Genomic DNA, 13,133 nt, shown 5'->3' on the forward strand with positions numbered 1-13,133 from the left:
ATCCCGTATGGCGCCTGGATTTCACAGTTTGCGAAAACCGCAACACGCATCAGCGGACCGATGATCCTAAACGGGTCGGCGCCATGGCCCGATTGACCAGGCAGGCCCAGGAGCAGCGTTCGCCACAGACGAAGCTGACCGCGATCTTTTCGACGTCTCGGCGCCGGGGTGAAACCAACGGTGTGGCTTGAGGGTTCCTGTTGTCGAAAAACGTCTTCGCGGGACGAGGGGAGGGCTCGCCTTTCACGCTACCCGCGTTGACGCGGAAGGCCCCACGCGGCCATCTGTAACCCTTAACGCGGCTTGGCCGCGCGAGTGCGGCGGACCGTTCGACAGTGATGCGATTTCCGAGAACCTCCGGCGCCTTGGCGGCGACGTTGAGCCTCCTGTCCCTCGAGGTCGCCCAGGCGCAGTCGCAGCGTCCGCCGGTGATGGGCGCGCGTCCGGTGCAGAGCGGCCCGATCGTCGCGCCCCGGCCCGCCGTAATCCCGCCGGATCTGTCGGCGGTGCAGCTCAGCGTCGAACAGGTCGAGGTGCTGCGCGCCGTGCTGGGCGATGCCTATTCGCACGGCTTCGCGATGACCGCCTTCTCGCCGGATCGGGCGATCGAGCTCTACATGGCCGGGGATCCGGCCTCGCGCGCCGCTGGACAGGCGCAACTGGTCAGCCTCACCCTGGCCTATGCCCGCGCCGTGCGGACGGGACGGCTGCCGATCAGCGCCTTCAAGACCGAATGGGGCTTGCGGCCGGCGGCCTATGATCCCGCGCCCGAGTTTGTGACGGCCGTGCAGCAGGGCCGCCTGGCCGAATGGCTCGAGACCCTGCCGCCGCCTTACACGGGATACCAGACCCTGCGGACGGGCCTGGCCACCTATCGCGACATCGCGGCCAAAGGCGGCTGGCTGCCTATCGCCGCCGGGCCGGAGCTGAAGGAGGGGGCGACCGGTGCGCGCGTCGTGGCCCTCGAGGCCCGGCTGGCGGCCGAGGACCCCACGGTGGCGGTGGATGCCGCACCGGTGTTCGACGCGGCCCTGACCCAGGCCGTGCAGCGGGCGCAAAAGCGGTTTGGTCTCAATCCGAACGGGATCGTCGACAGGGCCACCCTGGCGGCGCTGAACATTCCCGTCGAGCGGCGGATCGACCAGATCGTCGCCAATATGGAGCGCTGGCGCTGGCTGCCGCAGACCCTGCCGGCCGAGCGCATCCAGGTGAACGTGGCGGCCGCCATCCTGTCGGTGTTCCATCACGACACCCCGACCCTGACGATGCGTGCGGTCACCGGCCGCCCGGGCGATGAGACGCCGATGCTCTCGTCGATGATCCACAGCATCGTGCTGAACCCGCCGTGGAACGTGCCGCAGTCGATCGCGTCGAAGGAGATCTGGCCCAAGGAGCGGGCCAGCCCCGGCTATCTGGCGCGCAACGACTTCATCGTGATCCCGACCGAAGGCGGCGGCTCGCGTCTGCAACAGAAGGCGGGTCCGTTGGCGGCGCTGGGGAAGGTGAAGTTCGACTTCAACAATCCGTATGGCGTCTATCTGCACGATACGCCCAGCCGCTCGCGGTTCGACAGCTTCAGCCGCCTGGCCAGCCACGGCTGCGTGCGACTGCAAAAGCCGATCGAATTGGTTAACGAGGTGATGCGCGACGATCCCACCTGGACGCCCGAGAAGGTCAACGAAACCCTGGCCTCGGGCGAGACGGTGCGGGCCAAACTGCCCCAGCAGATCGCCGTCTACCTGCTGTACTGGACGGCCTATGTGACGCCGGACGGGCAGGTGAACTTCCGCCAGGATCCCTATGGCTGGGATCGGGAGCTGGTGCAGCGTATCGCCGCACTCTGATACGGCTCAGCTTGCATTCAGGCGCGTCATGAGGTGTCCTCCCGACCTTCCGTGTCGGTTAAGGCGTAATCATGCATCGACGTAAGCTGCTCCAGTGGGGGCTGGGCGCTATCGGGGTTGGACTTCTGCCATTGGCGGCGCGCGCCGACGACGACATCATCGGCGCGCTGCTGGAGGGCAAGATCCCTCAGGCCACGCCGGTTCCGCCGCCGACCACCGTCGCTGCGACGGTCGCTTCGATCGATCCGCCCGCGCTGAAGCCCGCTGTGGATCCGCGCTGGGTTCATCTCCACAACGTCCATACCGGCGAGAAGCTGGAAGCGGTCTACTGGGAGAACGGCGACTATGTTCCGGACGCCGTGAGTGCGCTGGACAAGGTGCTGCGCGACTATCGCAACGACGAGGTCCATCCCATCGATCGGGGCCTCTATGACCTGCTCGACCAGATCGCGCGCAAGACCCAGAGCAAGGGACCCTTCCAGGTGATCTCGGGCTATCGCTCTCCGGCGACCAACCGTCTGCTGTCCAAGCGCAGCGGCGAGGTGGCCAAGAAGAGCCTGCACATGGATGGCAAGGCCATGGACATCTTCCTGGAGGATGTCGAGCTCAAGCACGTCCGCGCTGCGGCTTTGGATCTGAGCGTTGGCGGTGTCGGCTACTATCCGACCAGCAACTTCGTCCATGTCGATGTCGGACCGGTCCGCAAGTGGACGGGGACCTGAGGCGCTGCTCGCCTCTTAGCCGAATTCGATAACCAAGCTCTGGTTCACCCGTTTAGACCGTGATAGCGGGCTTCAAGGCTAAGTCGGCGTGGATGGCGGACCGTTGAGATGAGCGAGCGTCGTGGCAATCCTTTTGGCTTGTTCCTGCTGGGTTTCGTCGTCGGCGTGCTGGCCACCTTCGGGACCATTCTGTTCCTGACGTCCAGCGGCGGCGGCTACGAGGATGGACCCGCCGAGACCCGCACCGCCGCCGATGATGCGGCAGCGGCCGCGATGGCCGCCAAGGCGACACAGCCTGCGCCGCCAAAGGCCGAGGCCGTGGCGCCCCCGCCGGAAGTCCCCGCCAATCCGTCGATCCGTCAGACGGGACCCGCGCCGGAGCTCGATCCTCAGGTCGCCGACGACGCGGCCGCCGCGGGCATGACCTCGCGCACGCGCTAACCCGCTCCGCCCGCCCAGGGTGCGACACGCCGCCTCAGCGGCGGCGCAAGCCTGCTGACACATCGCTGGCGACAAGGTGGGCGCAGGGTCCCTGGATGATCAGGGAGAACCAGCGTGGCCATCACGGGAAGCTGCTGCTGCGGCGGCGTTCAGTTTGAACTCTTCGAGCGTCCGGCCATGGTTGGCGTTTGCCACTGTTCGCGCTGCCGCAAGGCGGGATCGAGCGTCTACGCCTATGTGCGCGCCGAGGCGTTCTTCTGGGTTTCGGGTCGCGATCTGGTCGCTCGCTACGCGCCAGCGCCGCCGCTGCGGTTCAATCGGTGCTTCTGCGCCCGCTGCGGGACGGCGCTGGGAGACCCGTTTTCCGGGCGTGTCCTGGCGATCGCCGCAAGTTGCCTGGACGATGGTGTGCGCCTGACGCCCGACTTCCATGAGTTTGTTGCGGACGGCCAATACTGGCGCCGCCCTGAAGCCTGATCGATCCAGCGCGCACGAAAAAGGCGGCCGCGTCAGCGACCGCCTCTGTCGTTCAGGTTTTGGCCAGGACTAGTTCTTCGGCGCCGGCATCGGCGTCAGGGCGTTGGCCTTCTGCTTCATTTGAATGTGCACCGCCGGCGGCAGCGGGATCATGCCGCGATTTTGCAGATAGCCGCCGCGACCGGTCGCCGCGTCGGACACAAACTCGGACACGAACTCCTTCAGGCCCGGCGTCACGCCGACCTGGGACTTCTTCACATAGATGTAGAGCGAGCGCGACAGCGGGTACTGGCCGCTGGCGATCGTCTGGGCCGTCGGTTTCACGCCGTTGACCGCCGCGGCCTTGATGCGCGAGCCGTTCTCTTCGAGGAACGAGTAGCCGAACACGCCCAGGGCGTTGGGGGTCTTCTCGATGGTGCCGACAATGGCGTTGTCGTTTTCGCCCGCGTCGACCCAGCCGCCGTCGGTGCGCATCGGCGACACGGTGGCCTTGAACTTCTTCTCGTCGGCGGCCTTCATCTTGGCCAGGGTCGGCAGCTTCCCGGCGCCGCCCTCGATGGCCAGCTCGATCCAGGCGTCACGAGTGCCCGAGGTGGGCGGCGGGCCGTAGGCCAGGATGCGGGCTTTGGGCAGGCCGGGGCCGACTTCGCTCCACGACTTGTAGGGTTGCTTTACGATCTGGCCGCCACGCAGGGTCTGGTCAGCCAGGCCCAGATACAGCTGCTCAAGCTTGAAGTTGAAGTCCGGGCCTTTCTTGTTCGACGCGACGACGATGCCGTCGAAGCCGATCTTGATCTCGACGATGTCCTTCACGCCGGCCTTCTGGCAGGCTAGGAACTCGGACTTCTTCATCGGGCGCGACGCGTTGGCGATGTCGGGGAACTTTTCTCCGGTACCGCCGCAGAACATCTTGATGCCGCCGCCGGTGCCGAGGGCTTCAATGCGCGGCGACTTCTTGCCGGTCTTCTTGGCGAAGTTCTCAGCCACGCGCGTCGAGAACGGGAACACGGTCGAAGAGCCGACCGCCCAGATCTGGTCGCGGGCCGCATGGGCTTGGTCGGCGACGGCGAGCAGAGCGACGGTGGCGACCGCGCCGATAAGCTTGTTCATGTCGTCAAATCCTGTCTCGTCTGGACGCAACGGAAGCGTGCCAGACTGGTGACGGGCTTTTGTCACGGTTTGACGACAGTTTTAAGACGGCAAATCCGTCAATCGACGAAGCTCGACCCATTCTTCAGGGGCGCGGCTCCGGCGGCGGCGGCGCCAGCGGAGCGCCGCTATTGGTCGGCGGGGCGGGCTCGTCGGTGGGCGGGGTGAACGGCGCCAGCGGCAGACCGTCCGGGCCAAGCTCGCCTTCCAGTGGCAGACCCAGGTCCTCCAGCGGGTCCTCCTCGACGACGGGGGCGACATCGCGGCCCAGCGCCGAAAGCATGAACGCCTTCCAGATCCTGGCGGGCTCGCCGCCGCCGACCACGCCGTTCATCGAGCTGTTGTCGTCATTGCCCAGCCAGACGCCGACGACCAGGTCCTCGACGTAACCGACGAAAATGGCGTCGTGATAGTCCTGGGTGGTGCCGGTCTTGCCAAAGGCGCCGGGGATGGCGGCCTCGATGCCGGTGCCGCGATGGGTCGCCGACCGCAGCAGGTCGCGCATATTGGCCAGCACCTTGGGGTCGTAGGCCTTGGTCTTGGGCTTCTTGAAGTCGGCCAGGCCGTGCGGAACGATCGGATACTCGCCGGCCGCGACCGAGGCATAGGCGGCGGTCAGGCGGGTCAGGCTCATCGGACCCGTGCCCAGCGCCATGGTCAGGTCGGAGGGGATCTCCTCGGTGACGCCCAGGTCTCGGGCGACCTTGATCACCTTGGCGGGACCCAGATCATGCGCCAGGCGGACCGCCGCGACATTGGACGAGCCGGCGAAGGCGGTGATCAGCGGCACCTCGCGGGCGTGATACTTGCCCTCATGGTTCTTGGGCATGTAGCCGCTGACCTGGACGGGGGTGTCGAGGATCGGCGTCGTGACCGTCATGCCTTCGCGCAGGGCGGCCAGATAGACGAACAGCTTGAACGCCGAGCCTGGCTGACGCTCGGCGTCCGCGCGGTTGAACTGGGTCTGCTTGTAGTCGCGGCCGCCGACCATGGCGACGACTCGGCCATCTCTGCGCATGGCGACCAGGGCGCCTTGGGTGACGTTCAGCACCTCGCCGTCGCGTTCGATATAGTCGTTGAGAATGCGCTCGGCCTTCTCCTGCAGTTCGGGGTCCAGCGTCGTCTTGACGATGGTCTCGCCGTAGCGAGCTCCGATCAGGGCGCGAGCCTGGGGCAGGGCCCAGTCGGCGAAGTAGGAGCCGGTGGGCAGCTTTTCCTGCGCTTCGACAGGCGACACCTCGCCCACAGCGTCGGCCTCCGCCTGGGTGATGGTCTTGGTCTCGACCATGGCCCCCAGCACCACGCGCATGCGCTCAAGGGCGCCTTCGATATTGTTGGTCGGCGCCAGGCGCGAGGGCGCCTTGACCAGGCCCGCCAGCATCGCCGCCTCGCCGATGGTCAGCTGTTCGGGCGGCTTGCCGAAATAGTGCCGGGCCGCCGCGCGCAGGCCATAGGCGCCGTCGCCGAAATAGACCGACGACAGATAGCGCGACAGGATCTCGTCCTTCGAGAGGCGCGCCTCCAGATAGACTGCAATCAAGGCTTCCTGCGCCTTGCGGCGCAGATTGCGGTCGCTGGACAGGAAGGCGTTCTTGGCCAGTTGCTGGGTGATGGTCGAGCCGCCTTCGGACACCCCGCCCGCCTGGGCGTTGCGGCCCAGCGCGCGGGCGATGGCCTTCGGGTCGACGCCCATGTGGCTGTAGAACCGACGATCCTCGATGGCGATGAAGGCCCCCGGCACGTAAGGCGGCAGCTTGGCCACATCGATCGGCGCTTCCTTGTAGGAGCCCCGGCGGGCGATGGGCGAGCCGTCCTCGGCCACCAGCACGATCGCCGAGTTGTCCAGCGGCTCCAGCGCGCGGCTCAGCGGCAGCGACCAGAACAGCGAGGCGATCAGAACGATCACCAGCGCCACAGCGGCCCCGGCGCCGATCAGCCAGGCCGGTCGCTTCCAGATCGGCGGCTTGGCGACGGGCGCGGGTTGCTCGGGGACGGAGGCGGCGACCGCCTCGACCTTCGGTTTGGGCGCGTCCTCGACCGAGGGGGCGGGCTCAAGCGGAGCAGGGACCTCTGACGCGGCGTCTGACGTCGGCGCGATATCGGGCTCAATCTCGGTTTCCGGCGCGGCGTCGGCGGCCGGAGTGATCGTGGTCGTTTCGGCGGCGTCAGGCTCCGCCGTGCTCGCCTCGACCTGCGGCGCAGGTTCGAAGAGATCGGCGTCGGCGTCCTCTGGGGCCGCCGTCACGACAGGCGGCGTCTCGACCTCGGGGACCGCGACGACCTCGGGCTGGGCGCGGCGCGACTTGCGCGCCCGGCGCGGCTTGGGCGGCGTGGCCTCGGGCGCGGCGGGATCCAGGCCGGCGGCCTCGGTCATGACGGTCTGGGCGCGCGGCTTGCGCGGCCGCCGAGGCTTCGGCGCCGGCGCGGCGGGAACGTCTGCAGGGTCGGTGGGATCAGACATGGACTTGGCGCTCGCTTCGGGCGCAGGCCCTCATTCGTCGAGGGCGCTCATATCACACGACCCGGGCAAGCCAAGCGGGCCGCGCGTGAAGAATCTTTCAGGTCGGGCCTTGAAACGGTCGCAAGTGAACATAGATCACCTGCGTGAGGCTGAGAGCCTCTGCCCTTCCCGGGGCGTTTCCTCCCTACTTATTCCAGCCCGGCCATCCGCCGGGCTTTTCTTTTGGCGGTTATGGCGTTCGCGCCGATCGGAGCCGCCGACCGGCGCGAACGCTGGGTGGGGTCTAGAAGCTCACGCGCAGCCGGCCCGTGACCGTGCGCGGCGCGCCCGGCGTGATCCAGACGTTGTTGTACGAGCTTTCCAGGTAATAGGTGTCGAACAGGTTCTCGACATCCAGATGCAGCGAGACCGCCTTCGACACCTTGTAGGCGAGGTTGGCGCGCACCGTCACATAGTCCGGCAGCTTGAAGCCGGTGTTGACGTCGTCGCCCGCGCGCTCGCCGACATAGACGACGCCGCCGCCCAGGGTCACCGAGCCCGGCGCCTCGCCGTCCGAGCGCCAGTTGGCGTACACCGCGCCCGAGTGCTTTGGGACATTACTCAAGGCGCTACCGACCATGTTGGCCCGGGTGTCGCGGGTGATCTCGGTGTCGGTGTAGGCGTAGACCGCCGTGGCGGTGATGCCCTTGGGCAGGCGAAGATTGGTCTCGGCCTCCACGCCCTGGCTGCGCGCGGCGCCCACAGGGATGAAGAAGCCGCTGTTGGCCGGGTCATTGACCAGGATATTTTCCTTGTCGATGCGGAACAGCGACGCGGTGCCCGTCAGGCGGCCGGCCAGGTCCCACTTTACGCCGGCTTCCCAGGCCTCGCCCTTCTCGGGCGGGAAGGCGCCGCCCGCAGCGTCTGAGCCCTGATTGTAGCGGAACGAGCGTCCCCAGCTGACATAGGCCGAGAAGCTCTCGTTCGGCGCCCAGGTCAGGGCTGCGCGCGGTGAGGCTTGCGAGGGCGACTGCCGGGTGACGGTGTTGTTGCGGTAGTTGGTGTTGGTCTGGCGGATCCAGTCCTGGCGGACTCCGACCAGCAGGGTGAATTGGCTGTTCAGCGTCACCAGGTCCTGCAGGTAGAGGCTCTCGCCGCGCAGTTCCTCCAGCACGTTCTGGTTCAGCGGCGCGACCGGCTTGGCCTGACCGTAGACAGGGTTGAGGATGTCGATGGCGTATGGCGAGGCGGCCGTCGGGTTGAAGCGATAGAAGATCCGGCGCTGCTCGTAGGTGAAGGCGTCGGCGCCGGCGCGCAACTGGTGCTCCAGTCCGCCGAGCTTGCCGTCGAAGCTGACCTCGATCCGGCCGGAGAGGTCATCCCAGGTGTAGTCATGGATGCGCAGCTGGCGGCGCAGTTGGGTTCCGACCAGCGACCCGTTGTGCGTGGACTGACCCCGGAACGAGCCGTCGCGATACTGCACGCCGGCTTCCACCGCGACGCTCGGGCTGAAGTTGTAGGTGGTGGTCAGCTGGTGCTGGATCGTCTTCTGCGTGATGTCGCCATCGTTCGGTTCGCCGAGGAACCGCTCGCGCGGCAGCGCCTTGCCGTCGCCGGCGACCGCCACCAGGCCCCGGTCATGCACGAAGTGCACGGTGTTGGCCTCCATCTGGTAGAGCAGGCGCAGGTCGTCCGACGGCGTCCAGGCCAGCGACGGGGCCAGCAGCAGGCGGTCGCTGCCGACATGATCGCGCCAACCGTCCGTGTCCTGATAGACGGCGATCATGCGGGCCGAGACGCCGCCGCCCACGGGACCGCTGAGGTCGCCCATGATCCGCTTGGCGTCGAAGCTGCCATACGACAGCTCGCCGGCGCCTTGGGCGGTTTCGGTCGGGGCCTTGGTGACGATGTTGATCGAGCCGCCCGGCTCGCCCTTGCCTGACAGGGCCGAGGCGGGGCCTTTGAGCACCTGGAAGCGCTCGACAGTGGCGACGTCGCGCCGCGCGTTGAAGCCTCGGTTGGCCGTGAAGCGGTTCACCAGCAGGTCCGGGCCCTGATTGATGTCGCCCGAGAACCCGCGGATCGCATAGGCGTCCCACGCCCCGCCGAAGCTGTTCTGGCGGGCCATGCCGCCGGCGAAATCAAAGAGGTCCGATAGGTTGGTCACGCCGGTGTCGACGATCAGCGCCTCGTCGAGCACCCGCACGCTCTGCGGCAGTCGCATCGGGTCGATCACGACGCCGTTGATGCTGGCGCTGGCTGCGCGCGAGCCGGTGATCACGACGCTGTCGACCTCGTTGGCCTTGTCCTGCGCGAGGGCCAGGTCCGTGAAGGCGAACTGCGAGGCGCCCGCGCAAAGCGCGAACAGGAGGGCCTTGGTGGTCATATGGGATCTCGCTGGAGAACGGCGGTCTGGGTTGGCCGGTCGAATAGGCGAGGGGTTGATCCAGGGTCAAGATAATTGTTACGATATAACATCACTTGACGGCGCGAGCGGCGCCGCAGAGGCATACGAGGGTGGCGTGAAGACCGTGGATGGCGACAAAGCGATCGAGATCGCAGATCTCGTGGTGCGTTACGGCGATCGCGCTGTGATCGATCACCTGGCCCTGACGGTCAGGGCCGGAGAGGTCTACGGCCTGCTCGGCGGCAACGGCGCGGGGAAGTCGACCACGCTGCAGGCGATCCTCGGCTTTGTCCGTCCCAGCGCCGGACGCGTCCGCGTAGTTGGCCGCGATCCCGTGTCGGAGCCCGCCGAGGTGCGCCGCGCCATCGCCTACATCCCCGAGAACGTGGCGCTGTACGAGCACCTGACCGCGCGCGAGAACATCGACTATTTCCTGCGGCTGGCGGGCCTGCGCCCCGTCGCCGACGAGATCAACAAGGCGTTCGGCACGGTCGGTCTGGCGGAGGAAGCCTGGGAGCGCCGGGTGTCGGGCTTTTCCAAGGGCATGCGCCAGAAGACGGCGATCGCCCTGGCAGTGCTGCGCCGCGCGTCGGTGCTGCTGCTGGACGAGCCGACCTCGGGGCTCGATCCCGGCGCGACCGCCGACTTCAACGCTCTGGTTTCGCGCCTGCGCGGGGAGGGGGCGGCGATCCTGATCGTCACCCACGACCTGATCGGCGTCGCCGACATCGCCGACCGCATCGGATTCCTGGAGCGCGGCCGGATCAGCGACGAGATGGTCGCCGACGGACCCGAGCGTTTCGACCTTCGCGCCCTGCATAACCGCTTCTCGAGGGCGCGGGCGGCATGAGCGTGATCCTTTCGGTGACGCGCAACGAACTGCGTCACCTTGTTCGGAGCCGGGTCGCGCTGATCGGCCTGATCCTTGTGGCGTTGCTGACCTTGGCTGCGGCGCTCACCTCGCACGCCTATCAGGCCGACCAGGCGGGCCTGCGCGAGCGCCTGCAGCACGCCGCCGACCATGACTTCGCCGCCCAGCCCAACCGGCATCCGCACCGTGTCGTGCACTTTGGCCACTTCGCCATCCGGCCGGCCAGCGGCCTGGCGGCGATGGACCCCGGCGTTGAGGCCTACACGGGCAACATGATCTTCCTCGAAGGTCATCGGCAGAACAGCGCCAACTTCGGCGACGCTCGTCAGTCCTCGCTGCTGGTCCGGTTCGGCCAGCTGTCGCCCGCGCTGGTGCTGCAGGTGATCGTGCCGCTGCTGCTGGTGTTCATCGGCGCCGGGATGATCGCCGGTGAGCGCGAGCGCGGCACGCTGCGCCAGTCGCTGCTGGCCGGGGTCTCGGGCGGCGCGCTGCTGAGCGGCAAGGCCCTGGCGCTGGGCCTGGCGGCCCTGGCCATCTCGACCCCGGCCTTTGGTCTACTGCTGTGGCTCGGCGTCAGCGGCGGGGCGCGGCTCTCGGCTGTCGGCCTGACCGCGCTGGGCTATATCACCTATCTGGCCTTCTGGACCCTGCTGATCATCGCCGTATCCGCCACGGCCGCCCGCAGCCGCTCGGCCCTGATCGGCCTTGTCGGCGCCTGGGCCTTCATGGTGGTGCTGGTTCCGCGTGTCGCGCCCGAGGCCGCCGCCGCCCTGGCGCCGCTGCCGACGCGGGTCGAGACCGACATCGCCGTCCAGCGCGACCTGCGGTCCATGGGCGACAGCCACAATCCCAACGATCCCTATTTCGCGGCCTTCAAGCAAAAGACGCTGAAACAGTACGGCGTGACCCGGGTCGAGGACCTGCCGGTCAACTATCGGGGTCTGCTCGCCATCGAAGGTGAGAAGCTGACCTCCAGTCTGTTCGACCGCTACGCCGACCAGGCCTTCGGCGCGATGGAGGCGCAGGGGCGGGTGATGGACGCTCTGGCGGTGGTCAGCCCGACCGTGGCGATCCGCCGTGTGTCCATGACCTTGGCCGAGACGGACCTCTTCGCCTATCGCCGCTTCCTCGAACAGGCCGAAGCCTACCGCTATGACCTGGTGCAGCGCCTCAACCGCCTGCAGGCCACGGCGGTCACGGCTGCGGACGACGCCGCCAAGAGCAAGAACGCTGCGGCGGAGGCTCGCAGCCGCATCTCGGCCGACCACTGGCGCGCCATGCCTCAGTTCGACCCGAAACGGCCCTCGGCGGCCGACGTCGTCAGCCGCGCCCTGCCGGGGCTGGCGGCCCTGTTGCTCTGGCTCGTCGCTGGAGCGTGGTTTGCGGTCCGCGCCGGCCGTCGTCTGAACCGGAGCGCTGCATAATGAACGCCCTGCTTCGCGAAGCCCGCTTCCTGCTGGGCCTGAAATCGGCCGTCGTGGCCATTATCGGCCTCTTGGTCCTGACCAGCGTCGCCATCGGCGCCGGGCTCGTCGAGGTCGCGCGTCAGGAGGCCGCGATCGCCCGCATCGGGCCGCAGCAGGCGTCCGATGTCGCCGCGATCACCGACTGGGTCTCCCGCGAGAAGGATCCTGGCAGCGCGGCCTATTACACCTTCCATGCCACCTGGGATCCGCCGTCGGACCTGGCGTTCGCCGCCATCGGGACGCGCGATGTCTCGCCCTACGTCCTGCGCGTGAGGGCTCTTGGCCTGGAGGCGCAGCTCTACGAGGGCGAGATCGGCAATCCGGAAGCCGCGCTGCCGGGGCGTTTCGACTTCGCCTTCGTGCTGGTCTATCTGGCCCCGCTGTTCGTGATCCTGCTGTTCCATGACCTGCGGTCGGGCGAGCGCGAGGCGGGGCGACTGCGCGCTCTGGAGGCCTCGGTGGGCGCGTCCTCGGCGCTTTGGGGGCCGCGTCTGGCCGTTCGCGCGCTGGGCCTCTTCCTGGCGCTGGCGCTGCCGTTCCTGGTCGGCGCCGCCGTCGCGGGCGCGGCGTTGTGGAAGGTCGGAGCGGTGCTGGCGGTGGTGCTGGCCTATCTGGCCTTCTGGATCGTGCTGTGCCTGGTGGTGGCCCGCGCGGCGCGCAGCTCGCTGTCTAACGCCATGACCCTGGCGGCGGCCTGGATGACCCTGACCCTGATCGTTCCGGCGATCGGTCATGTGGCGATCAACAGCGCCATCCCGCTGCGCCAGGGCATGGAGCTTGGCCAGACCCAGCGCACGGCCGTGCATCGCGCCTGGGACATTCCCAAGTCTGAAACCATGGACGCGTTCTTCCGCACCCATCCGCAGTGGCGCAACACCGCGCCGCTCACCGAGGCGTTCCATTGGAAATGGTACTTCGCCTTCCACCAGGTGGGCGACGAACGGGCGGGCGACCTGTCGCGCCAGTATCGGCAGGGCGTCCTGGAGCGGGCGGCCTGGAGTGAGCGGCTGGGCTTGGTGACGCCGGGCGTGGCGACGCAGCTGGCGCTGCACCGGCTGGCCGCGACCGATCCTGCGGCGCAGATCGCCTACCAGGACCGCATTCGTGCGTTCCACGGCGCGCTTCGGCGGTTCTACTATCCGTATCTGTTCGAAGACCGGCCGTTTGGCCGCGCCGACTTCGCGCGCGCGCCGGAATATCGGGCGGCGGCGGCCGCCGGAAGCTGGCCCGTCGCGCTGCTTGGCGGTGTTGTCCTGTTGACGGCGCTGGTCGGCGGAATTGGCTTTATGCGGGGACGCGGGAAGGCGTCCTAGAAG

General features: G+C 67.9%; 10 protein-coding genes. 7 read left to right on the forward strand and 3 right to left on the reverse strand.

The window, feature by feature from the left end:
• The first annotated feature begins 335 nt into the window (after positions 1–335).
• The 4 genes from OVA11_RS10790 (at position 336) to OVA11_RS10805 (ending at position 3,484) form a co-directional block, all read left to right on the forward strand.
• Entirely contained in the window at positions 336–1,844 is a 1,509-nt protein-coding gene (locus OVA11_RS10790) for a L,D-transpeptidase family protein (RefSeq protein WP_268067380.1), read from the forward strand.
• 71 nt (positions 1,845–1,915) lie between these two features.
• The gene (locus tag OVA11_RS10795) at positions 1,916–2,566 is read left to right on the forward strand and encodes a DUF882 domain-containing protein (RefSeq protein WP_268067381.1); all 651 of its coding nucleotides are present in this window, start codon (positions 1,916–1,918) and stop codon (positions 2,564–2,566) included.
• Positions 2,567–2,674: 108 nt separating this feature from the next.
• Complete coding sequence (locus tag OVA11_RS10800) at positions 2,675–3,007, forward strand: hypothetical protein (protein WP_012640256.1); 333 nt, start codon at positions 2,675–2,677, stop codon at positions 3,005–3,007.
• A 114-nt stretch (positions 3,008–3,121) separates the two neighbouring features.
• Positions 3,122–3,484 carry a GFA family protein gene (locus tag OVA11_RS10805; RefSeq protein WP_268067382.1) on the forward strand — a complete coding sequence of 121 codons (363 nt, stop codon included), beginning with the start codon at positions 3,122–3,124 and terminating at the stop codon, positions 3,482–3,484.
• 69 nt (positions 3,485–3,553) lie between these two features.
• On the opposite strand, the gene OVA11_RS10810 is transcribed toward OVA11_RS10805, so the two are convergent.
• From OVA11_RS10810 to OVA11_RS10820, 3 genes are all read right to left on the reverse strand, one after another.
• On the reverse strand, positions 3,554–4,594 hold the full coding sequence (locus tag OVA11_RS10810) for a substrate-binding domain-containing protein (RefSeq protein WP_268067383.1): 1,041 nt from the start codon (positions 4,592–4,594) through the stop codon (positions 3,554–3,556).
• Between the two features lie 124 nt (positions 4,595–4,718).
• The gene (locus OVA11_RS10815; protein ID WP_268067384.1) at positions 4,719–7,094 is read right to left on the reverse strand and encodes a transglycosylase domain-containing protein; all 2,376 of its coding nucleotides are present in this window, start codon (positions 7,092–7,094) and stop codon (positions 4,719–4,721) included.
• Positions 7,095–7,377: 283 nt separating this feature from the next.
• Positions 7,378–9,459 carry a TonB-dependent siderophore receptor gene (locus OVA11_RS10820; RefSeq protein WP_268067385.1) on the reverse strand — a complete coding sequence of 694 codons (2,082 nt, stop codon included), beginning with the start codon at positions 9,457–9,459 and terminating at the stop codon, positions 7,378–7,380.
• Between the two features lie 145 nt (positions 9,460–9,604).
• Between OVA11_RS10820 and OVA11_RS10825 the strand changes: the two genes are divergently transcribed.
• From OVA11_RS10825 to OVA11_RS10835, 3 genes are read left to right on the forward strand one after another with little or no spacing between them, the layout of a single operon-like run.
• Positions 9,605–10,330: an ABC transporter ATP-binding protein gene (locus OVA11_RS10825; RefSeq protein ID WP_268068944.1), complete on the forward strand. Its 726-nt coding sequence runs from the start codon at positions 9,605–9,607 to the stop codon at positions 10,328–10,330.
• Entirely contained in the window at positions 10,327–11,775 is a 1,449-nt protein-coding gene (locus OVA11_RS10830; RefSeq protein ID WP_268067386.1) for an ABC transporter permease, read from the forward strand. The genes OVA11_RS10825 and OVA11_RS10830 overlap by 4 nt, the downstream gene beginning before the upstream one ends.
• Complete coding sequence (locus tag OVA11_RS10835; protein WP_268067388.1) at positions 11,775–13,130, forward strand: DUF3526 domain-containing protein; 1,356 nt, start codon at positions 11,775–11,777, stop codon at positions 13,128–13,130. Before OVA11_RS10830 ends, OVA11_RS10835 begins: the two co-directional genes overlap by 1 nt.
• Positions 13,131–13,133: the final 3 nt, after the last annotated feature.

The organism is Caulobacter sp. SL161 (assembly GCF_026672375.1).
In the GTDB taxonomy this organism is placed as follows: domain Bacteria; phylum Pseudomonadota; class Alphaproteobacteria; order Caulobacterales; family Caulobacteraceae; genus Caulobacter.